Raw genomic sequence first — 24,778 nt, forward strand, 5'->3', positions numbered from 1 at the left:
AAGGGGGAGCCAAATGAAAAGACTATATGGATGGATTACATCCTTAATTATACTAGTAGGATTACTGGCTGGGTGTTCCGAAACTTCAGTCACGCCTACACCAGAAGTTGGCAAGATCGAAGAAGCAGGATGGCCAAGAACAATTGCGGATGCCAGCGACAATGGAGTGGTGCTCAAGACACGACCTGAGCGTATAGCGGTTCTGCATCCCTTGTATTTAGATTACTTTTTTGCTCTTGATACGCCTCCAATCGCATCAACTAACGCAGCGGAAGCGATGAAGGATTTTGCTACTTTACAGCCTTACGCTGGAACTGCTGAAATCATTGATTTGGGCAGCAGCAATGCGAATCTGGAAATGATCATGGAAGCAAAGCCTGATGTGATTGTAACCTTCAAGGGTTCTGTTGATAGCAATTATGAAGAGTTGAATAAGATTGCACCAGTCATCTTAATTGACTACACCGATACCTGGGAAAAAACGACGATGCTGTGTGCTCAGATTGTTGGTAAAGAGACATTAGCGGAACAAGCCATTAAGGAAACCCAAGAAATGATTGCAAAAACAAAAGAACAGCTAAGTAGTCTTGAGAATAAAACCTTTGCTTTACTACGGGTCGACGGAAAAGCTAATTTTAATGCTCAAGGCTCTAAAAACACGATGTACTACAATCAAACTGTAGGCTTCGGGTTGTTGCCACCGAAGGGATATCCTGAAGAGGGAGGGGCCCTTTCTCTGGAAGGGATATACAGCATGAATCCTGATTATATTATTATCCAGCATGATATGGATATCGCAAAGGCAGCCATCAAGGACAAGGAAACTTCGAACGTGTGGAACTCACTGGAAGCAGTGAAAAACAATCATGTTCTTATCTTTGATAACTCACTCAATAGCGCAAGTATCCTGGCTGTCCGTTTGGCTGCAGATCATTTTCTGCAATTGGCGTCTGAACAATAAATTTATATTAAAAAATCCGATTGCACCTTTTAGGGCAATCGGATTTTTGTTATTAAGATAAATATCTTGACTGTTATTGATAATGGTTATCATTTATGATGAGTATTAGACAGATAACGGAGGGGTAGTCATTATGTACAAAAGCAATGAAATATTGCTTTGGGACCAAGCGACGGTCAAGTTATTGGATGTGCGCCATATTGAAAGGGTTCAAGGCGAAATTCTTCATAAGTACAAGATTCCTGCCAGTATATTTTTACTTTCGGTACAAGGGAGCGCTCAAGTTCAGTTAGATCACTCTGAATTTTCTTTTACAGGATTTCAAGTCCTGCATAGCGGGAAAGGGGCGACACTTAATATTGTTCCGACAAGTAAGAATTTTGTTTACTATATCATTTATTATCGTGCATGGATTCAAGAGGAGGATCTGTTCCAATCACAATATTGTTTTTCCCCTGATGCACCCATTTTACTTTATAACAAAATGCAATTGATGTATCAAAAATGGAACGAGCAAGAAGAGAGACTCAACGTAAAATCACTTTTTTATCAATTCATTCATCAGGTTTTAAAAGAATTACATAGAAAAGAGACTGAGGTGAAACAGACCAGTGTTGCAGTCCAAGTAATCACCTACATTCAGGAGTACTATGCGGAGCCAATTACATTAGATTCTCTTGCGGAAGTATTTAATTTCAGTGCTTATCATTTGTCATCTTTGTTTAAAGAGTACACAGGTATGAGTCCGATTGATTACTTAATTCGGTTTCGGCTTGAACTTGCAACAGAGCTTTTAATGACAACAGATGCTTCGGTCGGGGAAATATCAGCAAGCGTTGGTTATAAAGACGTATATTATTTCAGCCGAATTTTCAAGAAAAGAAAAGGTGTATCCCCTGCACATTTTAGAACAAAAGAGTCACAGCGGCCAAAAGTTGCTGAAAGTCCATTAAACTTCCCCACATCCTCTATTTTTGAACCCATCGTTCAACAGTATATTAATAATGATAATCATTATCATAATACGGAAAAAGGGGAATTACATATGTTTAAAATGACAAAATCTCAGACGACGGCCGCTTTACTGCTTTGCGGTTCTCTATTATTAGGTGCTTGCTCAAGTGGGACGGGTACTGCTACGAAGGAACAAAGTAATGGGAATGGAACCGTAAATCAAGCAACATCAGAAGAAAGTACGAACACTCGAATAGTATCAACGCCTAAGGGAGATGTGGAAGTACCAGCAGAGCCGAAAAGAGTGGCGGCTGACCAATATATGGGGCATTTATTGAAATTAGGAATTGTACCCATCGGAGCAAGAACGTTTATGCTGGATGAAGGCTGGATGGAAAAAGCGGACATACCCAAAGAAACGATCGAGAAAATTGAGGATTTAGGGGATTTCCCTTTAAATCTGGAAAAATTAACGATGCTAGATCCGGACTTAATTATCGGTTCGATCGATGAGAACATAGAACAATATGAGAAAATTGGGACCACTGTTTTTCTGCCTTATTGGGAGGGGTTAAAAACAGCAGGGCCGCTTGATAAATTTAGGAGTGTAAGCAAAATATTCGGAAAAGAAAAAGAAGCAGAAGAATGGATTACGGAATATGAACAGAAAGTAGCTGAAGCAAAGTCTAAACTTGCCGGGGTTATCAAGGAAGGGGAAACCGTTTCGATTGTTCAGTTTTCACAAAAGGCGGTATACGTCTTAGCGGCAAAGGGAGGAAACTATGGTTCTTCCACTATATACAATATGCTTCAGCTGCCTCCAACAGAAAGTGCAAAAAATATGGCGGAGGGATTTGAATCGATTTCATTAGAAGTGCTTCCAGAATATTTAGGTGATTATGTTTTTGTTTATAATGGCGATGCGGATGCTACCAATAAAGCAATGGAAAGTAACATATGGAAAGGCATCCCTGCAGTGAAAAATGGCAAAGTTTATTTGTATGGTGATAATTATCATGATGAATTCGTAATGGAAGATCCTTTTTCATTAGAGCTTCAGCTTGATACGATTGTGAATTTGTTACTTGGCACTAGTAAATAGTTTAATAGATATACTTAAGCCACTGATGTTTCTGGAATATTGATACCAGGACAACAAGCAGAAACTGCCAGCGGCGACATAGGAAGAGAGCGAAACGAAGCATTTATCCGTTTCGTTTTTTTTTGCTAATATCCCGATAGTCCAATCCTTCATCATAAGCCTCAGCAACTGTGACTTTTTTCATAATACCCTTTCTATATTCGACCCGTTTTATAGGCCAAAAGTATAATTTTTACAGCAGTTTACATAAATCTATCTTTTTTTTAATTGTTTTGAGATAGGATAGTAGATGTCTAGCAGGTGGGTATTTATGGTAATTACTCACCGGACTATATCTTGAGGAGGAAGGGTATGAAGGAGAAGAATTCAGTTTGGAAAAAGAGGCTGATGAACAGCACTCTAGCTGTGGCGGTGGCCGTACCACTTCAGCTGTTCACGTTCGGAGCCGGTTCGGCGGTATTCGCAGAAGGACCAAACGATCCTGCGCCGTACATTGAGGCCAAAGTCGTCAATGAGCATGCAGGCCAGAAGATCCTGTTCGACAACACCCATGAGCAGACTGCGGGAGCAGCCGATTGGGTGATTGACGGCGCTTTTTCAGACTTTGGGAATGCCCTTGCCCAGGAAGGCTATTATGTCAAAGAACTCCGCAAGACGACTCCAATTACTTTGAGTGATCTTTCCGATTATGATGTCTACATCGTCGCCGAATCCAACGTGCCCTACAAAGCAAGCGAGCAGCTTGCGATGGCGGAATATGTGGAGGATGGCGGCAGTATTTTCTTCATCGGCGACCATTATAACGCCGACCGCAACAAAAACCGCTGGGATGGTTCAGAAGCTTTCAACGGCTACCGCCGTGGAGCGTGGGACAATCCAGCCAAAGGCATGAATGCCGATGAGGTCGCTTCTTCAGCCATGCAGGGTGTGGTTAGCTCTGACTGGCTGGCGGACGAGTTCGGTGTCCGTTTCCGCTACAATGCGCTTGGCGACATTAACGCAACCAACGTCGTGGCTCCCGATCAAGCCTTCGGCATTACAACGGGCGTATCAGCGGTAGCTATGCATGCCGGTTCAACGCTGGCCATTCTAGACCCAGCCCGTGCGAAAGGTATCGTCTACCTGCCGCAAACCAATGCTGCCTGGGCCAATGCCGTAGACCAGGGGGTCTATAACGGCGGCGGTGTGGCAGAAGGTCCCTATGTGGCAGTTGCTAAAAAAGGCGCCGGCAAGGCAGCCTTCATCGGTGACTCATCTCCTGTAGAGGATGCAACACCTAAATACCTGCGCGAAGATACCGGCGCCAAGAAAACAACTTACGATGGCTTCAAGGAAGTGGACGATGCCACACTGCTGGTTAACACCGTGAACTGGCTCGCCGAGCAGGAGAGCTATACGGATTTCACCCAGGTGAATGGCCTGACGCTAGATCAGCCGACAACACTGCTGCCATTCGAGGAGCCGGCGCTGTCCACTGAGCCGCAGCCGGAGCCTTGGGCTCAACCTAATGCTGGCTACAAATGGTATGATCGCAGCACCTTCAAAGCAGGCTCCTACGGCGGACCGGCAGCCACTGCAAGTGCGGTTTATAACTTCACGCACCAGGCTGTGCTGCCAAATGCACAGAATTTTCAGATTCGGGTGAGTGCAGATAATCTTCCTGCAGGCACAAGCGTATCCGGCTTCCAGGTAGGTGTCTACCAAGTAAGCAGCGGCGCCCAAATCGCCAAGATTCAGAACAGCGACGGTACCTGGCCAAGCAGCTACGGCTATAGCTCCTCATTCAATCTGACAGGTGATCTGAACGGTCATGCCTATAAGGATCTGACGATCCAGATCAAGCCGGGCACCACAGCTGCATCCAATCTGCGCCTTCGCCAGAACAGTACAAACCTCAAGACTGAATCGGTGACGCTGGGCAATGTTCCTGCTGAACCGCTTCCGGCTGAGGAAGATCCCATTCCGGCTACAATCTCTATCAGCGACTCCCGGGCTAAAGCAGCCGGATCACTGGTAACGGTGGAGGGGACCGTGACGACTGAGCCGGGTATCTTCGGCGGACAGTCCTTCTATCTCCAAGATGGAACCGGTGGGGTTTATGTCTTTCAGAGTCAGAGCGGCTTCCACGTGGGCGATAAGGTCAAGGTAACAGCGTCCACCGCATTGTACAACACAGAGCTGGAGCTGACAGAAGCAGTGCAAATTGCGAAGACGGGCACGGCGACACTGCCGCAGCCGATTGCGGCGAGCATGGTGAATGATGCCAACCAAGGCCAATTGGTTCAACTGAACGGTGTGACCGTGGCGAACATTATCAACGCTACGCCAAGCGGCTCCTTTGAATTCGACGCCGTCAATACCGACGGGACAAGCAATCATGTGCGCGTGGATGCCCGGACAGGCATTACTAAGGATATCTTCCCTTATACAGAGGGACAGAAACTTAATATTACAGGTGTTGCCGCAATTTTTAAAGGCATCTACCAGCTCAAGCCGAGAAGCCTCGATGACTTCGCCGCAGCAGCAGAAGAGGGGACTCCGGTAACAACGGCGACGCTTTCTGCCGAGCCTAATGATTCCGGCTGGTTTAACCAGCCGGTCACCGTTACCCTGAAGGCGAATACAGATACAGCTAATGTTTATTACTCGCTGAACGGCAACAAGGAAGCTGAGTACAGTACACCTGTGGACCTGAAGGAAGATGGGCGGCATACATTGACATACCATGCTGTGCCGGCAAAAGGCAAAGTGGAAGATCTAAAGACGCTGAACCTTAATATTGATACGGCTCCACCGGTTGCCGAACTGAAAGAATCCGGTCATGAGGTGAGAGATGTAGAAGAAGGAGCACAGCTTTACTTTGAATTGACTGCTGACGATGTATTGTCAGGTGTCACCTCGAAACAGCTTCTATTAGATGGAAGACCGATTGCCGAAGGCCAGACCCTGAGCGCCGCCGATTTAGGCGCCGGCCCCCACACCGTGAAATACATCGTGCATGACGCAGCCGGCAATACGACTGAAAAGAGCAATACGTTCCAGGTTATTGGCGGCCAGGTGATTGCGACTGGTAAGCCAGGACAAGCTGTGCTATCCTCCAACAGCAGCTATGCTAATGGACTTAGTGATGGTAACTATACAGTCACCATGAACCTATGGTGGGGTAATAACGGCACGAGTTACAAACTCTATGAGAACGGCACACTGATTGATTCCAAGACACTGAAAGATGTATCGCCGGCTGCCCAGACGGCAAGTACAGAGCTTCATGGTAAGGTGAACGGCACTTATGTTTACACTGCGGAGTTAATCAACAAATATGGCACGACCAAGAGCGATCCGCTTACGGTCACCATAAGTGACTCCGCGCCGGGCAAGCCGATACTATCCGAAGATAACTGGGACGGAGATGGCACCTATAAGGTGTCGATGAATCTGTGGTGGGGGACTAACGCTACAGAATACCGCCTGTATGAGAACGGGGAGCTCATCGACTCGCAGCCGCTGAATGCCCATACGCCTTCGGCACAAAGTGCAGCAACCACTATCAGCGGACGCACTGCCGGTGTGTACGAATATCGGGCGGAGCTGGTCAACGCGGCGGGAGTGACTGCCAGTGATACGATCAAGGTAACGGTCATCCGCTAAACAGACTGACAGTAACAATAAAAGTAAAAAACGAAGAGCGCCGGATTCCAGGCCGCTCTTCGTTTTTTACTTTACCATTAGTTCAATTGTGCCTCGCAAAAAGCCCTGGTTCGCACCAGGGCTGCAAATCATGTGGATTATAGGCCGCTATCATCGGTAGTTTCGTAACCATAGTCGAAGGTCTCGATAGTACCATCATCATATTGAAGTGTGAGCTGGTCAATAATAATCGTATGTATTGTATTCTGATATGTAAAATCACTGAAAATAAATAAAGTATCATTGGGCTCAACCGGCCCCACATATTTAAGTGAAAAGCTGCTCTTGCCGTTCAGCTGATCATTGGAAGGATCGCCTACTGGATTAAACGTGCTGATGTGGGCTGTGTAATAATTGATCCTTTTTCCAGTTAAGTTGTCAGCTTCCCAAGTAAGCTTAACAGCATCGGCAGAGTTCGTACTATACTTGAATTCTAATGGCGCACCAATCCCTTGCCCGGATGGGGTATCTGCTACTGACAGATCTTCAGAGTCATCACCAACGGGTCCAGTATCATCGTCCGAAGGCATATCTTCCAAGACAACGGCTTCCGGGGAAGGGGAAGGGGAAGGGGAAGGGGAAGATTCAGTAGGATCTGATTCAATAGGATTGGATCCAGTAGTGTTGGATTCAGCAGCAATAGCAGCTTTATCTGCGGTACTAGGCGGTATTTCTTCGATAACGGGATTACTTGCCACAGTCTGCCCATTCAAGCGTGTTTCAACGCTAGGGGCCACGTAAATTCCTAAAAGAAAAGCTATCATGATGGATAAAACATAGATGAGGACTAGATTGAACCGACTCAAATACACACTTCCTTTATTGTTATTTTTAATATGAACCTACTTATAATGACATGATTCCTAAGGATTTGACAATATTATTGTGAAAAATAGTTGCGACTGTGCAGAGAGCAAATGTTTAAAGATCAACTCATTTAATAGGGGTTGATTTTTTTATGTCCTACATAAAATAAATCAATTTAAGACTATTAATTTAAAAAGATTATGCTATAATCGTAATTATTACGATTAAGATTTTGGAGTTGAATGCCATCAATCGATACTTGTTGCAACGCTTATTGCAGCTCATCCCCGTGCTGCTCGGCATCTCTTGCATTACCTTTGCGCTGATGCATTTAACACCAGGTGATCCAGCGGAGATCATGCTGCGTGCTGACGGCATCAAACCTACGCAGGAAGCTATTGAGGCGACCAGACATACACTTGGTCTGGATGGTCCTGTACATAAGCAATATTTTCACTGGTTGAACCAGGTATCCCATCTCGATTTTGGCTTATCTTACAGCAGCGGTCGTCCAGTGTTCACAGAGCTGATGAGTCGTTTTCCGGCAACTATACTGCTCAGTGCCTGTTCCGTATTGTCCGCTATTCTTATTGCCCTGCCGATAGGAGTGGGGTCTGCATTATATCCGGGTAGAATGCTTGATCGACTGGGAAGAGTATGTGCAATGCTCAGTGTTTCAATGCCAGGATACTGGCTAAGTCTGCTTCTGATTTATTATGGTGCGGTGAAGTTTAAGCTATTTCCTGTGATGGGAATGGATGGGGTATCCAGTGTCATTCTACCTGCCCTCACACTAGGATTTGGTATGGCAGGAGTCTACATCCGCTTGATTCGTTCCAGTCTCCTAGACGTATTGGGCAAGCGTTACATCACAGCAGCTAGAGCTAAGGGGCTGCAGGAATGGAGAATAATCATTCGGCATGCACTTCGTAATGCGCTTCTTCCGAGTCTTACCCTCCTTGGGGTTAACATAGCTGGGCTATTAGGCGGTTCCGTTATTGTTGAAACTATATTTTCTTGGCCGGGAATTGGTAAGTATGCCATTGAGGCGATTTTTGCGAAAGATTATATTGTCATTCAGGGTTACGTATTATGGATGGCTGTTGTCGTTGTCCTGATTAACTTGACAGTGGATTTATTACATCTGCTGCTGGATCCGCTAATCAGGCTGCGGTGACGATTAAGAAGGAGCGGATTGTCATATTTCGTATTAGCTTATTTAAGAATAAGGGAGCTAGGTTAGGAGCGGGCATAGTACTTTTGTTCATATCAGTTGGACTCTTTGCCCCATGGCTTTCACCTTCAGATCCGCTGCAGATTCACATGGATCACAAACTGGCTATACCTTCCTGGCAATACCCGCTCGGTACGGATCATCTGGGACGCTGTGTCTTATCCCGATTAATCTATGGGACCCGAACCTCCCTGTATTATTCGTTTATGGTGTTGATCGTTGTTTTTGCGATTAGCATCCCTGTTGGTTTACTGGCTGGTTACGCTGGCGGCAAGATCGATCATTTGATTATGCGGATCATAGATATATTGCTTGCCTTTCCTAGCTTAATCCTATCCCTTGCTATTACAGCCATGCTAGGTCCCAGTATGAAGAATCTGCTAATCGCATTTGCTGCTGTCTGGTGGACGGGGTATGCCAGAGTGATACGCAGTATGGTCCTTCAAATCAAGGAAAGTGAATATATTACAGCGGCCAAAGCGTCAGGCACTTCTCATTTACAAATTATTTTCAGGCATATTCTGCTGAACGCAGCCCGGCCTATTCTGGTTCTTGCTTCTATGGAAGTGGGTACGATTATGCTCTCCATTGCGGGTTTGTCCTTTCTGGGTTTGGGAGCTCAGCCGCCTACACCGGAATGGGGAGTAATGCTGAACGATAGCCGTGCCTATATTCAAACGGAGCCGCGGTTGATGCTATTTCCGGGAATGATGATCATGCTGGCGGTTCTGGGCTTTAATCTGTTGGGAGAAGGCTTGCGACAACCAGAGCGTGCTTTCAATTCTGTAGTAAAGTGGGGGGCCAGAATATGATGGCAGAGTCTCCACTGCTGAAGGTCAGTCATTTACGCACCTGCTTTCACACAGGCAGTTATAAAGTTACAGCGGTTGATGATGTCAGTATCGAGGTGAAATCCCGGCAGATTGTCGCACTTGTAGGTGAGAGCGGCAGCGGTAAAAGTGTTACGGCAATGTCCATATTAGGATTAGTAGATTCTCCAGGCATAGTTGAGAGTGGAGAAATCTGGCTTAAGGGTAACAATCTACGTGAGTGCTCCAGCCGTCAGTTACAGAAACTTCGGGGAACAGAAATGGCTGTTATCTTTCAAGATCCTATGAACGCGCTGAATCCGGTACTTACTATTGGCAGGCAGATCATGGAGACGATTAAACTGCACAAGCGTATATCGGGAAAAGAAGCAAAGCTGCTTGCCATGAGGCAGATGGAGCAAGCAGGGCTCAGCGAGCCTAAATTGCTTTTCAATAAATATCCTTTTCAAATTAGCGGTGGTATGTGTCAAAGAGTAATGATCGCCATCGCCCTGGTATCCGGAGCACAATTGCTAATTGCAGATGAGCCTACAACGGCATTGGATGTAACCATTCAAGCCCAGATTCTTAAAGAGCTGGACCGAATCAGATGGACGAACAATGTCGGCATTCTATTAATTACCCATGATCTTGGCGTTGTTGCGGAGCTTGCAGATTATGTATATGTGATGAAGTCCGGGAAGATTGTGGAATCAGGCAATGTGTTTGAACTCTTTTCTAATCCCGTGCATCCCTATACTAAATACTTAATGGAGTGCAGATAACAACGGTAATATTACATTTTTCAGGGACGTGGTGATCTTGAAGTTATTGGAAGCGGTAAGCCTGAACAAGAAATATGAGTTGGAAAGGGGGTGGTTCACACGTAATGCCAGAAGTGTTCATGCCGTCAACAACCTGTCTCTCAGTCTGGAGAGCGGTGAGACCCTTGGTTTAGTGGGGGAAAGTGGCTGTGGTAAGAGCACTTTGGCCAGACTTCTGCTGGGACTGGAGAAACCCTCCTCCGGAAGAGTTATGTACCGGAACGAGGATTATACGGATTGGACCTTTAGCGAAATGCGCATGATCCGCAGGAAGATGCAGATGGTGTTTCAGAACAGTCTGGCTTCATTTAATCCGTTGTTTACGGTAGAGCAGATTATCGGGGAGCCTCTTCGAAACTATGGAGAGAGGAAGGCTGGAGCCCGCAGGGCCACGGTAGCAGACACACTTGAGCTTGTGGGACTTGAACGGCAGCATATTCACCGCTATCCGCATGAACTCAGCGGCGGACAGCAGCAAAGGGTCGGAATTGCGCGCGCAATCGCCTTGCGGCCGGAGCTGATTATCTGCGATGAACCTTTCTCAAGTCTCGATGTCACCCTGCGAAAGCAAATGATGGATCTGCTGCAGGAGTTGAAGCATGAGCTGGGATTATCCTATGTATTCATTACACATGACTTGTCAGTTGTAAATCGTTTTTGCGACAGTGTGGCTGTGATGTGTCAAGGGGAAATTGTAGAGAAGCAATCGGGTGCAACCATATTGCAGCAAGCAGACCACCCTTATACAAGAACATTGCTCTCCTCGGTACCTGTGCAGGACCCCCGCTTAAGAAAGAAGAGACTGGGAGAGGAGTGGCAACCCAGCCATTCCTATGATGTTAAGTAGAGAAAGGATGTACCAAGAATGAGAACGAACCCTAAGACAAAAAACCTATTATCAAAATCGTTATTCTTTATGCTTCTTGTAATAGTTGTGTTGATATCAGGTTGCAGCAACAGTAATAACAGCAATTCTACGGCTAGAGCCAATAATACCGCCAATAATGAAGCTGCACAAGGATCTGAAGCTCAGGACAAGACAGTCACTGTTGCTATATCGTCTGATGCCGGTATAGACCGATTGGATGCCGGTGCCTATGATGGTTCGATGAATGTGCACGCGATGATATATGAGGGGTTAGTGGAGTATGGTGAAAAAGGCGAAATACTGCCGTCGCTTGCGGAGTCTTGGGATATTTCAGAAGATGGGAAAGTATATACGTTCCATCTTCGCCATGACGTCAAATTCTCTGACGGTACGGAGTTTAATGCCGACGCAGTTAAATTCTCCTTCGAACGCTGGATTAAGGATCCAGCCAATTCGTTAAATGTAGCAACTGCGATGCAATCCCTTGTTGTTGTGGACGAACATACGATCACAATGACATTCAACAAAGCGTATTATCCCTTCTTAACCGAGTTATCCTTTGCAAGACCGGTCCGAATTATCAGCCCTTCCGCTGTGGAACCCGCAGGAGATATTACGGGTAAATTCATCAAAGCGATTGGAACTGGCGTATGGATGGCAGAGAGCTACAAAACAGATCAGGAAGCCATACTCGTCAGAAATCCGAATTATTGGGGAGAAATGCCGAAGCTGTCGAAAATTATTTTGAAGGTAATCCCAGATCCACAGTCCAGAGTACTAGCGCTGCAAGCTGGAGACATTGACATTGCCGGGGGACAAATGGGAAAGATTCCAGTCGAAAGCGTGCCAGTGATTGAAGCGGATTCTTCACTAACTTTGCAAAAAGCACAAGGAACAAACTCTCATTTCATGATCTTTAACTACAAAACGCCCGCACTTCAAGATCTGAATGTGCGCAAAGCTATCAATTTGGCAATTAATAAAAAAAGCATTGTCGAAGATCTTATGGACGGTATCGGCAGTGAAGCTCAAGGCCTGTTCCCGCTGACAGTTCCTTATGTGACGGAGTCCAATAATACTTGGTACGGCTTTGATTTGCTGGAAGCGAAGCAACTGCTAGCAGCTGCCGGTTACACGGATTCGGACGGAGATGGAATTGTACAGAAGGACGGAGCGCCGCTTGAGCTTAATTTCGTGCTGCAGCAGGCTGAATATCCCGAATGGAAGTCGATTAGTGAACTGGTTCAGTCTGAGTTAAAGGAGATTGGCATTAGAGTGAATCTTCAGGTTCTTGAGCCGAATGCTTATTATGATGCCTTATGGACAAGCAAAGCTTATGATCTAATCATGTACCGGACTTATGATGATGCTTATAATCCGTATGCATTCTTGCTGTCCCTATTTCATAAAACAGCTGACGCATCTGCTGTCGTATGGTCTGATCCTGGACTAGAATCACTGATTGACACAGCAGTAGGAACAACCGATATTCAGGAACGTCAGACCGCATATGACTCCATTTTCTCCAAATTGTATCAGGAGGCTATGTTTGCAGCTATTTATTTCCCTGACGATATCTTAGCAGTAAATAATAGAGTGACTGGATTTAAACCGGGGTACTCCACCTTTATGCCGGTCTTCTGGAATCTACTCGACATAGGAGAAAAATGATGTTAAAAGAGATTTCGAAATACTGGACATCAAGCTCGGAGAGTTATGACAAAGTCATACAGACTCAATTCCGCAGCAAAAAAACCATAAACCTCTGGAAACAACTGCTTATTAAAGGGTTGGGAACAACTCCCCAGCAAAAGGTGCTGGATGTGGGAACAGGGCCTGGCTTTTTCTCCATACTCTTATCACAGATGGGTCATCTGCCTACAGCGGTGGATACCTCTCAGGGAATGATCGATAGAGCTTCACGAAATTTTGAGAGTTATGGATATAAAGTTCCAGCTTATGTCGCTGATGCTGCCGATTTGCATATGGAGCTAGAGAATAGCTTTGAGGCAGTGGTCTGCAGGGATGTAGTATGGACGCTTCCTGATCCACAGAGGGCTTATGCTGAATGGTATCGGATTCTAAAACCGGGCGGGACCCTGATTATTTTTGACGGTAACTATTTGTATAAAGAGAGCAAGACTGTATTCCATAGACTTTGGTATGCCTTGTCCTGGACACTGATTCTACTCACAGAACAAAGAATCCGCCAGCGAAGCAGTCAAGATAAAAGCCTGCTAAGCGAGTTGCCATATGTTAATGTATTACGGCCTGAAGCTGACGAGACAGCGCTGAAACAGGCCGGGTTCCGAACCATAGATGTTCACCGGAACTTTATCCCTGCCCGTGCGATGCCGCTAGATTATTTGAAATACGGTTACCAGAATGTAAACCGGTTCATGATACTTGCCAAGAAGGAGTGAATGATAAATGGGTTTCCTGGCTTCTTCTCTGTGATTCTTTCGAGTGCCGGGCATCTGGTTACTGCGATCGATTGCACCGACAATATGCTGGAAGAAGCACTTGCCCACTCCATTCGGGAAGGTGTAACCGTTACTTTCCGCAAGATGGATTCGCACAAGCTTGACTTTGCTGCGGAGAGCTTCGATCTGATCGTGTGCCGCAATGTCACCTGGAGCCTTACCGATCCGCAGTCAGCCTACAAAGAGTGGAGAAGAGTACTTAAGCCTGGGGGACGGCTGCTGGTTTTTGATGCCAACTGGAATCGCCATCTCTGGGATGAAGAGATGCAGCAAAAGCGAGTAGAGGATCAGCAAAACTATGTAGATAAGGGCTTTGGTGAACTCCCGCATCATAAGGACATAGAGGAGACAGACCGTCTGAGTCTTGTATTGCCGCTGACCAGAGAATGGCGTCCCGAGTGGGATATACGGACTCTCAAAAAAGAAGGCTTCGCTAATATTTTTGCTGAAGAGAATTTGAACGCAAAAATTCTGGATGAGAAACAGCAAGTCTTAAACCGTCAACACCGATATTCATGATTTGTGCTGAGAAATAATAGAATAGTGAGAACCTACACATATTAAATGAAGTATACAATAAAAAGTAGCGATCTCTAATGAGAAACGCTGCTTTTTGAGTAAAGGACAAGAACATTATTTCATTTCCGATTTGATGTTAATCTAAAACTTCTTTTTTTTGTCTTGTTCATATTCCGTTCATATTGTCGTCACGAAGAGTACATCTTGATTGATTACACTTTGAATATGTCGTCAAGGCGGCACTTCAGATACAGGGACAAGGAAGGGAAGAGATGAACGTGGCAAATAAGGTAGAAATAAAAACAACAGGGACTAAGAGCCACAAGAAACGGAACCTATGGTTAAAAATAATCGGAGGTATTGTAGGGGCGCTCGTGCTGTTCATGGGCATCGTTTTTATCGTTGATGCAATCAGCGACGGGGTAGAGAAAAAGAAAATCGAATCGTATGGCCAGTATGTCAATGTGGATGGGAAAAAGATGAATGTGCTTATTCAAGGCAGTGGAGAACAAACTGTTGTACTCCTACCGGGACAAGGAACCCCGACGCCTGCACTTGATTTCAAATTGCTGATCGATGAAATTACCCCTAATTATAAAGTCGTGGTGGTCGAGCCTTTCGGTTATGGTTTGAGCGATGAAACCGAGAAGGAGAGAACGACTGAGAATATAGTAAGTGAGGTTCACGAAGCATTGCAGCAACTGGGTTTAGACCGTTACATTCTAATGGGACATTCCATCGCGGGACTTTACGGAGCGACCTATGTGAACACATATCCGGATGAAGTTCTTGCTTTTGTCGGCATCGATAGCAGCGTTCCCAATCAACCCGGAATGGATGTCAAATTACCTTTGAACGCCATGAAATTTCTTCAAAAATCAGGTCTAATGAGATTGGTCCAAAAAGTGAGCGGAGATCCCTATGAATCGCTTGCGTTCGATGAGCATACCAAAGAACAGATGCGTTTGATTTCGAATCAAGTCGCGACCAATCCAACGTTGATGAATGAACTGGGCCACCTCGGTTCCAATTTCAAAAATGGAGAAAAAATCACAATGCCAAATGACTTGCCGCTGCTTCTCTTCGTTCAATCAAATAACGAGCACAATAAACAGTGGATTCCGCTGCATGAGGAGCAAGTCAAACAATCCGCACAGGGCAAAATGATCCCAATGGAAGGTTCACATTATCTGCATCATACAAAATACAAAGAAATCGCCGAGGCATTCAAAGAGTACATGAAACAAATTCAAATTCAATAGTAGGGTTGATAATTAAACTGCGGAGCCGAACTTGGTTCCGTGGTTTCTTTGTTTTTTCATTTATAAACACGATTTTTAAACCTTATTCCTGGGACATTGGAGTATGGTATACCTCAAGACAAATTTTGGTCATTTCGTCTATGGATTTTGCAAAGTCTGATTGTATCCATTTAAGGAGAACATTATAGAGGGCCCCCGCTTTAAAGTATATTCGGTACACATTCTCGTCGCTTTTGTCATGAGCAGTAGAAAGCATCATTTCATTCAAGCAATCCAGAATTACATGATCAAACTTTGCACTCTGAAGTGCTTTGTAGATGTTCCGCTGCTGAAAAATAACTTCAAAAAGCACTTTGATAAATTTTTGAGGTTCTTTAGCTTTGCCTGTTAATTCATTGGTGTAAGGTAAGAGTTTTTGATTAATTTCAAAAATAAGCGAATCGACCAAATCCACCAGGATCTCTTGCTTGGAGGAATAGTTGTTGTAATAGGCTGTTCGAGAAACCCCTGCGCGCTTCACAATATCGGTGATGGTGATTTTGTCAAAAGGCTGTTCCTGGATCAAGAAGACTAATGCCGTACAGATGGCTTCTCTTGTCAAACGGTTGGTTTCTTTATTGGAACGATGCTGAGAGGTATTTGGACTGTATAATTCATGATTTGAGATGACATTTCCCCTCCGTTTGTACATTCTGATGTTCGTTTCATTGTTTTTCATGAGTCTTTTCAATATGCTAAAACCATAAGGCATTACAAATGTAATGTCAAAATAATCGTTAGTTAAAATGGGAGGGCGTCATGTTAGAAATCTTATATAGACGATTGTCAGCAGTGCTGCTTTTGATCCTAGCACTAAGTGCTACGGTATTCATTGGCGAAGAAACGGTAATCTCAATCGTGACCATCATCTTTTTATTAGCAGAATTAGACATCTCTTTTTTACTATTAAAGAAGCGTGAGAAGTTACATGTAGTATTTATTAGTGCGATGGTGGCAGAAGGGTTATTCTTACTAACAAGAAATTTTTGGCTGCTTGCGCTTTCTATCCTCTTGCTGATCATAGCGGGCATATGGAGAGGACTCTTGGGGCAAAAGGTAAGCAGAAGAGTTACTCCGTTTCTAGTGGTTCGTAAAGTGTTATTCAGCATTGCTGCACTTATCGTTACTGCACTTTGGGGTATTGGAGTCTATGCAAAACCTATTACAACACCTGTAGCATTAGCTGCTGATACGACAGTGACGATCGATGAACGCAATTTGGATTCTGCAGCAGTGATGCTCAAAGATATTGAAGTAATGAATTCTTTTGGAAGCCGTACAACCGGCTCTGAGGGTCACAATCAGTTTATTGCTTGGCTGGAGCAGCAGGTATCGGATATGGGGCTGCAAGTTTATCGTGATCGCTATACTTTTGACCGATGGGAAGAAAAGAACAGTACTTTAATGATTGATCAGCAGGAAATTCATGTCTCTTCAGCTTTTCCCTATTCCGGGGAAACTGACGAAAAAGGTGTAACTGGGGAGCTGGTGTATACGAAGCGTGGTGAATATGGCCAGGCTAGCGGAAAAATTGCTGTCATTGAAATTGAGAATTTCAGAAATTTTCCAAGTGGGATCGTTATGAATATGCGGGATTCATCACCAATGGACAACCAAATTGCCCCAAATGAAGGCGATCTGGTCCTCACTACAGCATTAAAAGAAGCTAAATTGGAGCAAGCGAAGGAAATGGGCGTAAAAGCTGTTGTTTTAGTCTGGAAAGGGGTATCTGACGATAAGGTTGAAGAGCAATATGTGCCTTTTACCACCGATTATGCTGGAATCCCTGCGATTTGGGTTAATGAAACGGAAGGGAAAAAGGTGATCAGCGCAGCTCAGGAGCATAAAGAAGGTACGGTTATTTTAGAAGCGGAAATACAAAAAGATGCCCCAACAGAATCCTTTTATGTGAAAATTGACGGTAAGAATAAAGACGAAGCAATTATCGTAAATACTCATACGGATGGGATAAATGTGGTGGAGGAGAATGGCGCTGTGGGCATGCTGTCTATGATTCGTTACTTACAGCAGGAGCAGCCGGAACGTACGATGATATTTGCTTTTGTGACAGGGCATTTTAGATTACCGGAGTTCAAAGGGTCCTCTCAGGCAACTTCCACCTGGATGGAGGGGCATCGAGAGCTGTGGGATGGCAAGAATGGCCATTTAAAAGCTGTAGCTGGAATTACGGTTGAGCATTTAGGCAGCATGGAGTGGAAGGACGATGATACGGGTCATTATGGTCCAACTGGACAAATAAGTACAGAATATACCTATGCGGGCAATGAAATGATGGCAGCCATTTGGCTGAAGGCTATTGAAAAGACAGATAGCACACGTACTGTATTATTGCGTGGACATAACAAGTTTGAGTTTGGAGAGAGTCAGCCCTTATTTGAAGCAGGGATACCGGTGATTGGTTTCATTCCAATGCCCGACTATCTGCTCGTGGAAAGTGACAACAGAGAGATGGACAAATTTGATGCAAAGCTAATGCATACGCAAATTGTATCGTTGTTGAAAGCGGTAAAGCTAGTGGACGGAACGGAGACGACTAAGCTTGGGAAATCAGATGTGTATTCTTTTTTCTACGGTCGTACTAAATGATAGTAGCAGTTCAAGATTTGTCATGACAAAGATGAAATTAGCTTTAATTCAAAAAACACTGATGATTTGAGTCAGTGTTTTTTTGTTGCAAAAAAGGGGATATATTACGGCTCAAAATGAGAAAATATCGTTTTTTTGCCAGCATCGAAGTAGGAGGGAACTTGTGACATCACATATGCACTAATCAATCAATAGCTCCTTCGGGTACTTTTTGTGTTATTCACTGAGTTGTCAGAAAGATTTGACCCTTTCTTGAACGTTTAGGGATTAAGAGATATCTGTGATTGAATTACTTGCAATTTAAGATAAGATGATTTTAATCATTAGGTCACATTATAATTTTGACTGCTCAGTATCAGGTAAATCAGGCTCGCCAACTCTTGCTTTGTGAATTTTTTCTCTTTTTACATAGCAAAGAACGATGAACGTCATACTAAAACGAACAGGCAACGATGTCGCTGAACCTTGCTAAACCTGATATTGAATGCAGCCAACAGTTAGCAGGCCTAATCATAGAAAAATGAACAGTGTTTTGAAGGGAGCATTAAAGAATGGCAATTGATACGGTGCTATGGAGCAGGCTGGTGACAGGCTTGACTCTCGGGTTCCACGTTATTTTTGCGACGATTGGCGTCGGTATACCGCTAATGATCGCTATAGCAGAGTTTATCGGGATTCGGAAGAAGGACCCCCATTATACACTTATGGCAAAGCGGTGGTCTCGAGGATTTGTCATTTCTGTGGCGGTTGGTGTCGTGACCGGTACAGCGATTTCACTACAGCTGGCCCTGGTATGGCCGAATTTTATGAAACTGGCTGGGAATGTCATTGCACTTCCGTTATTCATGGAGGTGTTCGCGTTCTTTTTTGAAGCTATCTTCTTGGGCATTTATTTGTATACGTGGGATCGCTTCAAAAATCCGTATATCCATTGGCTGCTGACGATACCGATTGTCGCCGGGGCAGGCATGTCTGCCGTTTTTATTACGACGGTGAACGGATTCATGAACCAGCCTGAGGGCTTTGTCATGGAAGCAGGCCAATTCACAGCGATTAACCCGGTGCAAGCGATGCTGAATACGGCGACGTTCTCCAAAGTGTTCCATGTATTAAGCTCGGCCTATTTGACTGGAGCTGCCTTGTTAGCCGGGATTGCAGCCTTCGCGATGCTGAGAAAAGGTGTGTCCGCATACCACAAAAAATCTTTAAATCTAATGATGGCAGTCGTTTTACTATTCGGTTTGCTGAACACGTTAGCCGGTGATGTGTCCGCCAAGTTTTTGGCCGAGCATCAGCCAGAGAAGCTTGCAGCGGCAGAGTGGCATTTTGAGACGAGCAGCAGTGTGGATTTGGTGCTATTGGGATGGCTGAATGCAGAGCATGAAGTTCTAGGGGCTCTTCATCTGCCGAAGCTGCTCAGCTTCCTGGCCTTTGGAGACTTTAATGCAGAGGTGACGGGGCTCGAGGAATTCCCCAAGGAAGAATGGCCACCGCTTCTCGTTCATTATCTGTTTGATTTAATGGTCGGAATTGGATTTACTCTGCTCGCGATTTCGTTTCTATATTTTCTGTTTGTGTTCTGGAAAAAGCGTAATGAGCTTAACAAATGGATGCTTCGCATCATCGCACTGAGCGCCCCTCTCGCTTTTCTGGCTGTTGAGCTGGGATGGTTTTATGCAGAGGTTGGCCGACAGCCGTGGATTATCCGTGGATATATGCGTGTTGAGGAGGCGGCCACGTCTTCACCGAATGTAAGAATTATATTCTTCGCCTTATTGCTCTTGTACATCGTACTCGGCAGTATGTGTGTAATCGTGCTAAGACGCTTGTTCAACAATAATCCGGCAGAAGCTGAGATGGAGAAATGGATGAAGGATCATCCCAATCAATCTGCGGAAAAGGGGGGCACTGAATGATGAGTTACGAATTGATTGGCATCTCGGTGCTCTGGCTGTTTTTGTACGGCTATTTAATTATAGCTTCCATTGATTTCGGAGCGGGCTTCTTCGCCTTTTATGCACGTTTAACGAAGCAGGATCATCTCATTAATCGTCTGATTTCCCGATATTTATCACCCGTATGGGAGATTACAAATGTATTTTTTATCTTTTTCTATATTGGCATCGTCGGATTTTTTCCGGACACAGCCTATTATTATGGCTCCGCGTTACTTGTTCCGGGAAGCATTGCAGTGATTCTTCTTGCGATTCGCGGTTCATTCTATGCTTTTGAAAATTACGGTTCCAAGAAAAACATAGTATATCTTTTTTTGTACGGAGCTACAGGTTTGCTTATTCCAGCATCGTTGTCAGTGGCGCTAACTTTGTCTGAAGGCGGCTTTATCGTGAAGCAGGGGGAGACGGTTTCTCTGGATTACTGGGCGCTGTTTACCAATCCGTTATCGTGGAGTATCGTTGGACTGGCAATCGTGTCCGTTTTGTTCATTAGCGGCTCATTTCTGACATTTTACGCTTCTCGGGCGGAGGATCATTCCGCGTTGAAGCTGATGCGCAACTACGCCCTGTTTTGGAGCACACCGACGATAATCCTCGCACTGACAGCATTTATCTATTTGGGTCAACACAATGAGCGCCATTTTCAAAATATGATGGATTTATGGTGGTTGCTGGCACTTTCCGTTGCTTTCTTTATGATCGCGATGTGGCTGTTATATAACGGACGCCGTTACGGATTAGCTTTTATATGCGTCATGTTGCAGTTTTTCTGTGCCTTTTTCGCTTATGGGATTGGGCAATACCCTTATATTCTTGATCCGTATATCACGATTCAGAGCAGTGCAACTTCACCGGCAATGGGTTTAGCGTTAGTAATTGTGTTTATCGGCGGTCTATGCCTGTTGATCCCATCCCTTATTCTGGTCTTCAAACTCTTCCTGTTTGATGCGGATTATGTAAAAGGGAAAAAATAAAGCTGTTTAATCCATTACGGCATGTTTGAGGTTTCCCTACAAGCCTATAGATAAGGGAGGTGTGATCTGTGAAGAGGAAATCCAGTCTGATTTCTCAACAAATGTCTTCACAAAGGAAAAACAGGGCTCTCCTCGCAATCATTTCGCTCGCGCTCGGTATAGCTATTGTGAGTCAGGCTGGACTGCTTGCTGAAGCAGTCCAACGGATTTTTGTCGAGAAAGCTTCATTTTCATCGGTTATCCTGTTGCTCGGCATACTTCTAACTGTTATGGCTGTACGCACACTGTTGTCTTATGGAAACGGTATAGTTGGCTTACATATGGCTGCCACTGCTAAGACAAATATGCGCGCTGCCGTGCTGCAAAACTTGACTCATGCCTCCATGCCTTCAACCCTTCGTGGACAGACGGGAGGAAAGGTCAGTATTGCTCTGGATGCTGTGGATGAGGCCGATAGTTATTTCAGTCAATACATGCCGCGTATGATGGAAGCTGCTATCATCCCGGTTCTGATTTTGGTCGTTACATTTATCCAACATGCCAACACAGGTTTCATTCTATTGTTTACTGCTCCGTTCATCCCGCTGTTCATGATTTTGGTAGGGCTGAAAACGAAGAACAAGTCCGAAGAAAAATACGCGCAACTGGCTGAGTTTTCAGGGACGTTTCTAGACTCTCTTCAAGGACTGGTGACATTGAAAATATTTGGACGGGCTCACCGTCAGCAACAGGAGATTGAGCGTAGTAGCTTGGGTTATCGTGATGCCACAATGGGCATTTTGAAGATTGCGTTTACGAATACCTTCATGCTGGAATCGATCGTGATGCTAAGCATTGGCATTGTCGCTCTTGAACTGGCCATCCAGTTGCTCGTTTTCAAATCTATGACGTTCCACACCGCCTTTCTCGTTTTGCTGCTCGTTCCCGAGTTTTACAACCTGTTAAAGAATACGGGAACGGCCTTTCACAGCGGCCGGACAAGTATGGGTGCGGTTCGTAAGGTAGAACAGATGCTTGAGGAAACGGCAGGGGGGAGCAGGGACGCTATTGGCATTGAAGGAGCATTAACAACCGATGGAATCGACGAGATCGACAGCATGGATAAGGTCGGTGATAGGACCGACAGAATAAGCAAATTGGAACTCGCCCATTCTGGAGACCTTTTAATACCGCCGTCCATCGTAATTGACCAACTCCGGTTTCAGTATGCTCCAGATTCTTTCGAGCTTAAGACGGGGCGGATCCAGCTTAGTCCAGGAGAACACATTGCCATTGTTGGCAAAAGCGGTTCCGGCAAAACGACTTTGCTACATCTCATTGCCGGTCTGCTGAAACCAGAATCGGGAACGCTTCTGGTGAATGGAAGTCCACTCTCGCAATACGATGAAACCGAATGGTTCGAACATGTTAGCTACATTACACAGCATCCGTATATTTTTGCAGGCACATTTTCTGAAAATATTGCGATTGGTGCTCGTGGGAGCATCTCCAGAGCAGAAATTGAGCGGGCGGGGGAAGAAGCAGGACTCGCTGCGCTTACAGCCCAATTAGAGCATGGATTTGATACCTTTGTTGGTGAAGGAGGCCGGGGACTGTCTGGTGGGGAAAAGCAACGGCTTGCCTTAGCACGCGCTTTTTTGAAGCGTCCTGCTATCATTTTGTTTGATGAACCCACAGTTGGACTTGATTTGCACACCGAGCGGGTACTGCAACGCTCCATAGCCAAACTGGCAAAAACGGCTACAATGATTACGGTAGCTCACCGATTATATACGATTCAACAAGCCGACAAGATTTTGTTTATGGACAATGGAGTGTTGGTGGACTCGGGACGACATGACGAGCTTCTGGAGCGCCTGCCTCAGTATGCCGAGATGATTGATGTAGAGCGGAAAGGGGGGGTATCCTCATGAATGAACTGACTGTTCTGTCAAAGGCGATGATTCAGGAGCGCAAGGATATCATTCTTTCGATTTTGGGTGGATTTATCGCCGGCATAGCCGGTGTGGCACTCTTTTCTGCGAGCGGATATCTGATTTCGCAAACGGTATTTGCGCCACCGCTTTATACTTTAATTGTACTCACCTCCATGGTCAAACTGCTGGGTCTGCTTCGGGCGGCGAGTCGTTATGGAGAACGCTTGTATTCTCACCGGGCGACATTCTCCATGCTTAGCCGTTTACGTACATCCTTTTTTGCCAAGCTTATTCCTTTAACGCCTGGTATATTGAACAAAAATCGAAGCGGGGATCTGCTTGCGCGGATCGTTGGGGATGTGGAAAGTTTGCAAAATTATTTTTTGCGAGTCGCTTATCCTCCGATCATGGTCGTCATGGTGTTTTTGGCTACGATGCTGTTTACTTCTACCTTTTCGATCTGGATTGCCGTTTTGTTTGTAATAGGTATGCTGGTAACGGCATTCGTTGTACCGGGAATTGTGTTACTCGGGCAGCGGAGAATACATGGACGCGTTCGTGAGCAGAGGGCGCAGCTGTCCACGGAAGTTACCGAAGTGTTGTACGGTTTCCGGGATTTAAAAGTATATGGTCAATTGGCACAGCGGGAGGAACATCTCCAGCATGCTTCCACTGTATTGGCAGCTGAGCAGCAACGAGCAGCCGGGCAACTGCTGCGCGGGCAATCGATGCACACTTTTGTTACGTTTTTCGTTTCCTGGGGAGTGCTTACGCTTGGCGCCTATTTAATTATGGAAGGAGCGCTTGCAGGCGTATTTCTTGCCATGCTGGTTATGGCATCACAAACCGTATTTGAAGAAGCGGCGGCTATGGCCACATTACCCGCGTATAAAGAGGATAGCGAACACGCAGCCAAACGACTGACGGAAACAGTTCAGACCTTTGATGAGCAGTCTTCGCAGCCAAGTGGCACATTGTCTGTTGATCATGCCGTTACGATGGAGCTATCCGATGTTACGTTTCAATATGAAGGGGAGTGGAGACCGGCGCTCAGGGATGTATCCCTGCACATTTTACCTGGTTCCAAAACGGCGATTGTCGGGCCGAGTGGATCAGGAAAATCAACGATTATCGAATTGCTGCTCAAGCTGCGAACACCAACGGCCGGTGATATACGGTTAAACGGCATTTCGGTGAAGGAACTGGATGAAACGAGCATTTGGCAAGCGGCTACTGTAGTGTTTCAGCAAAGTCATTTCTTCCGGGGAACGATCCGGGACAACCTGCTGCTGAATGGAGAAGAACATGCAGACGAACAATTGTTGGATGTGCTAGCAAAAATGCAGCTGCCCGATACATCGTTGACCGATATGGTGTATGAAAAAGGGGAGAATCTGTCAGACGGCGAGAAGCAGAGGTTGGCTCTGGCGCGAGCGATGCTCCGCAAAGGACGGGTATGGCTTCTGGACGAACCCACTTCATCGCTGGATTATGTGACAGAGCATCATGTTTTGAAGCATCTCTACGCACAGGCGGCTAATGATACGCTTCTCCTGATTTGTCATCGGCTAACCGGATTGGAAGCGATGGACCAGATTGTGGTCATGGACCAAGGCAGGGTAGTCGAAACGGGGTCCTATTCGGAGTTGATGGGGCAAAAAGGCTATTTTTATGAGATTAAACAAATCGAACAGCAAATGATCGGAGAAGTTGAGGACTGATGATTTAGTGACCTCGACTTCCCTAAACTTCATCTCCTGAAACTATCTTACTTAAA

At 45.3% G+C, this 24,778-nt stretch carries 18 protein-coding genes; 16 read left to right on the top strand and 2 right to left on the bottom strand.

The window, feature by feature from the left end:
* Positions 1–13 precede the first annotated feature (13 nt).
* The 3 genes from NST94_RS15230 to NST94_RS15240 all read left to right on the top strand — a co-directional run bounded on the left by NST94_RS15230 (position 14) and on the right by NST94_RS15240 (position 6,665).
* Positions 14–961 carry an ABC transporter substrate-binding protein gene (locus NST94_RS15230; protein WP_076184914.1) on the top strand — a complete coding sequence of 316 codons (948 nt, stop codon included), beginning with the start codon at positions 14–16 and terminating at the stop codon, positions 959–961.
* Between the two features lie 133 nt (positions 962–1,094).
* Positions 1,095–3,017 carry an AraC family transcriptional regulator gene (locus tag NST94_RS15235; protein WP_076302950.1) on the top strand — a complete coding sequence of 641 codons (1,923 nt, stop codon included), beginning with the start codon at positions 1,095–1,097 and terminating at the stop codon, positions 3,015–3,017.
* A 351-nt stretch (positions 3,018–3,368) separates the two neighbouring features.
* Entirely contained in the window at positions 3,369–6,665 is a 3,297-nt protein-coding gene (locus tag NST94_RS15240; RefSeq protein WP_076302951.1) for a chitinase N-terminal domain-containing protein, read from the top strand.
* Between the two features lie 137 nt (positions 6,666–6,802).
* Here NST94_RS15240 and NST94_RS15245 read toward each other — a convergent pair whose 3' ends face one another.
* Positions 6,803–7,468 (bottom strand): hypothetical protein, encoded by a 666-nt coding sequence (locus tag NST94_RS15245; RefSeq protein ID WP_339281044.1) that lies wholly within the window; start codon positions 7,466–7,468, stop codon positions 6,803–6,805.
* A gap of 302 nt (positions 7,469–7,770) precedes the next feature.
* On the opposite strand from NST94_RS15245, the gene nikB reads away from it, so the two are divergent.
* The 8 genes from nikB to NST94_RS15285 all read left to right on the top strand — a co-directional run bounded on the left by nikB (position 7,771) and on the right by NST94_RS15285 (position 15,510).
* Positions 7,771–8,688 (top strand): nickel ABC transporter permease, encoded by a 918-nt coding sequence (nikB, locus tag NST94_RS15250; RefSeq protein ID WP_339281045.1) that lies wholly within the window; start codon positions 7,771–7,773, stop codon positions 8,686–8,688.
* Positions 8,685–9,557 carry a nickel transporter permease gene (gene nikC / locus NST94_RS15255; RefSeq protein ID WP_305954108.1) on the top strand — a complete coding sequence of 291 codons (873 nt, stop codon included), beginning with the start codon at positions 8,685–8,687 and terminating at the stop codon, positions 9,555–9,557. Before nikB ends, nikC begins: the two co-directional genes overlap by 4 nt.
* Positions 9,554–10,339, top strand: coding sequence for an ABC transporter ATP-binding protein (locus NST94_RS15260; RefSeq protein WP_076126508.1), 786 nt, complete (start codon positions 9,554–9,556; stop codon positions 10,337–10,339). The genes nikC and NST94_RS15260 overlap by 4 nt, the downstream gene beginning before the upstream one ends.
* A gap of 37 nt (positions 10,340–10,376) precedes the next feature.
* The gene (locus NST94_RS15265; RefSeq protein WP_076303694.1) at positions 10,377–11,225 is read left to right on the top strand and encodes an ATP-binding cassette domain-containing protein; all 849 of its coding nucleotides are present in this window, start codon (positions 10,377–10,379) and stop codon (positions 11,223–11,225) included.
* 18 nt (positions 11,226–11,243) lie between these two features.
* Complete coding sequence (locus tag NST94_RS15270) at positions 11,244–12,917, top strand: nickel ABC transporter substrate-binding protein (RefSeq protein WP_339281046.1); 1,674 nt, start codon at positions 11,244–11,246, stop codon at positions 12,915–12,917.
* The gene (locus NST94_RS15275; protein ID WP_254857071.1) at positions 12,914–13,669 is read left to right on the top strand and encodes a class I SAM-dependent methyltransferase; all 756 of its coding nucleotides are present in this window, start codon (positions 12,914–12,916) and stop codon (positions 13,667–13,669) included. The genes NST94_RS15270 and NST94_RS15275 overlap by 4 nt, the downstream gene beginning before the upstream one ends.
* Complete coding sequence (locus NST94_RS15280) at positions 13,670–14,248, top strand: methyltransferase domain-containing protein (protein ID WP_339281047.1); 579 nt, start codon at positions 13,670–13,672, stop codon at positions 14,246–14,248.
* Positions 14,249–14,520: 272 nt separating this feature from the next.
* Positions 14,521–15,510 (top strand): alpha/beta hydrolase, encoded by a 990-nt coding sequence (locus NST94_RS15285; protein WP_076184906.1) that lies wholly within the window; start codon positions 14,521–14,523, stop codon positions 15,508–15,510.
* 82 nt (positions 15,511–15,592) lie between these two features.
* Here NST94_RS15285 and NST94_RS15290 read toward each other — a convergent pair whose 3' ends face one another.
* The gene (locus tag NST94_RS15290) at positions 15,593–16,201 is read right to left on the bottom strand and encodes a TetR/AcrR family transcriptional regulator (protein WP_081392538.1); all 609 of its coding nucleotides are present in this window, start codon (positions 16,199–16,201) and stop codon (positions 15,593–15,595) included.
* Between the two features lie 107 nt (positions 16,202–16,308).
* Here NST94_RS15290 and NST94_RS15295 point away from each other — a divergent pair, with 107 nt between their 5' ends.
* The 5 genes from NST94_RS15295 to cydC all read left to right on the top strand — a co-directional run bounded on the left by NST94_RS15295 (position 16,309) and on the right by cydC (position 24,722).
* Positions 16,309–18,156 carry a hypothetical protein gene (locus NST94_RS15295; RefSeq protein ID WP_339281048.1) on the top strand — a complete coding sequence of 616 codons (1,848 nt, stop codon included), beginning with the start codon at positions 16,309–16,311 and terminating at the stop codon, positions 18,154–18,156.
* 551 nt (positions 18,157–18,707) lie between these two features.
* The gene (locus NST94_RS15300) at positions 18,708–20,072 is read left to right on the top strand and encodes a cytochrome ubiquinol oxidase subunit I (protein WP_248548643.1); all 1,365 of its coding nucleotides are present in this window, start codon (positions 18,708–18,710) and stop codon (positions 20,070–20,072) included.
* Entirely contained in the window at positions 20,069–21,085 is a 1,017-nt protein-coding gene (locus tag NST94_RS15305; RefSeq protein ID WP_076126522.1) for a cytochrome d ubiquinol oxidase subunit II, read from the top strand. The genes NST94_RS15300 and NST94_RS15305 overlap by 4 nt, the downstream gene beginning before the upstream one ends.
* A 68-nt stretch (positions 21,086–21,153) precedes the next feature.
* Positions 21,154–22,998 carry a thiol reductant ABC exporter subunit CydD gene (gene cydD, locus NST94_RS15310; protein WP_339281049.1) on the top strand — a complete coding sequence of 615 codons (1,845 nt, stop codon included), beginning with the start codon at positions 21,154–21,156 and terminating at the stop codon, positions 22,996–22,998.
* Complete coding sequence (cydC, locus tag NST94_RS15315; RefSeq protein WP_339281050.1) at positions 22,995–24,722, top strand: thiol reductant ABC exporter subunit CydC; 1,728 nt, start codon at positions 22,995–22,997, stop codon at positions 24,720–24,722. Before cydD ends, cydC begins: the two co-directional genes overlap by 4 nt.
* Positions 24,723–24,778 lie beyond the last annotated feature (56 nt).

Origin of the sequence: Paenibacillus sp. FSL H8-0282 (assembly GCF_037963825.1) — a bacterium.
Taxonomy (GTDB): Bacteria; Bacillota; Bacilli; order Paenibacillales; family Paenibacillaceae; genus Paenibacillus_AQ; species Paenibacillus_AQ odorifer.

Coding starts and splice junctions, on each gene's coding strand:
- NST94_RS15230 (WP_076184914.1), top strand. CDS start 14: ATGAAAAGACTATATGGATGGATTACATCCTTAATTATACTAGTAGGA.
- NST94_RS15235 (WP_076302950.1), top strand. CDS start 1,095: ATGTACAAAAGCAATGAAATATTGCTTTGGGACCAAGCGACGGTCAAG.
- NST94_RS15240 (WP_076302951.1), top strand. CDS start 3,369: ATGAAGGAGAAGAATTCAGTTTGGAAAAAGAGGCTGATGAACAGCACT.
- NST94_RS15245 (WP_339281044.1), bottom strand. CDS start 7,468: ATGATAGCTTTTCTTTTAGGAATTTACGTGGCCCCTAGCGTTGAAACA.
- NST94_RS15260 (WP_076126508.1), top strand. CDS start 9,554: ATGATGGCAGAGTCTCCACTGCTGAAGGTCAGTCATTTACGCACCTGC.
- NST94_RS15270 (WP_339281046.1), top strand. CDS start 11,244: ATGAGAACGAACCCTAAGACAAAAAACCTATTATCAAAATCGTTATTC.
- NST94_RS15275 (WP_254857071.1), top strand. CDS start 12,914: ATGATGTTAAAAGAGATTTCGAAATACTGGACATCAAGCTCGGAGAGT.
- NST94_RS15280 (WP_339281047.1), top strand. CDS start 13,670: ATGATAAATGGGTTTCCTGGCTTCTTCTCTGTGATTCTTTCGAGTGCC.
- NST94_RS15285 (WP_076184906.1), top strand. CDS start 14,521: ATGAACGTGGCAAATAAGGTAGAAATAAAAACAACAGGGACTAAGAGC.
- NST94_RS15290 (WP_081392538.1), bottom strand. CDS start 16,201: ATGTACAAACGGAGGGGAAATGTCATCTCAAATCATGAATTATACAGT.
- NST94_RS15295 (WP_339281048.1), top strand. CDS start 16,309: ATGTTAGAAATCTTATATAGACGATTGTCAGCAGTGCTGCTTTTGATC.
- NST94_RS15300 (WP_248548643.1), top strand. CDS start 18,708: ATGGCAATTGATACGGTGCTATGGAGCAGGCTGGTGACAGGCTTGACT.
- NST94_RS15305 (WP_076126522.1), top strand. CDS start 20,069: ATGATGAGTTACGAATTGATTGGCATCTCGGTGCTCTGGCTGTTTTTG.
- cydC (WP_339281050.1), top strand. CDS start 22,995: ATGAATGAACTGACTGTTCTGTCAAAGGCGATGATTCAGGAGCGCAAG.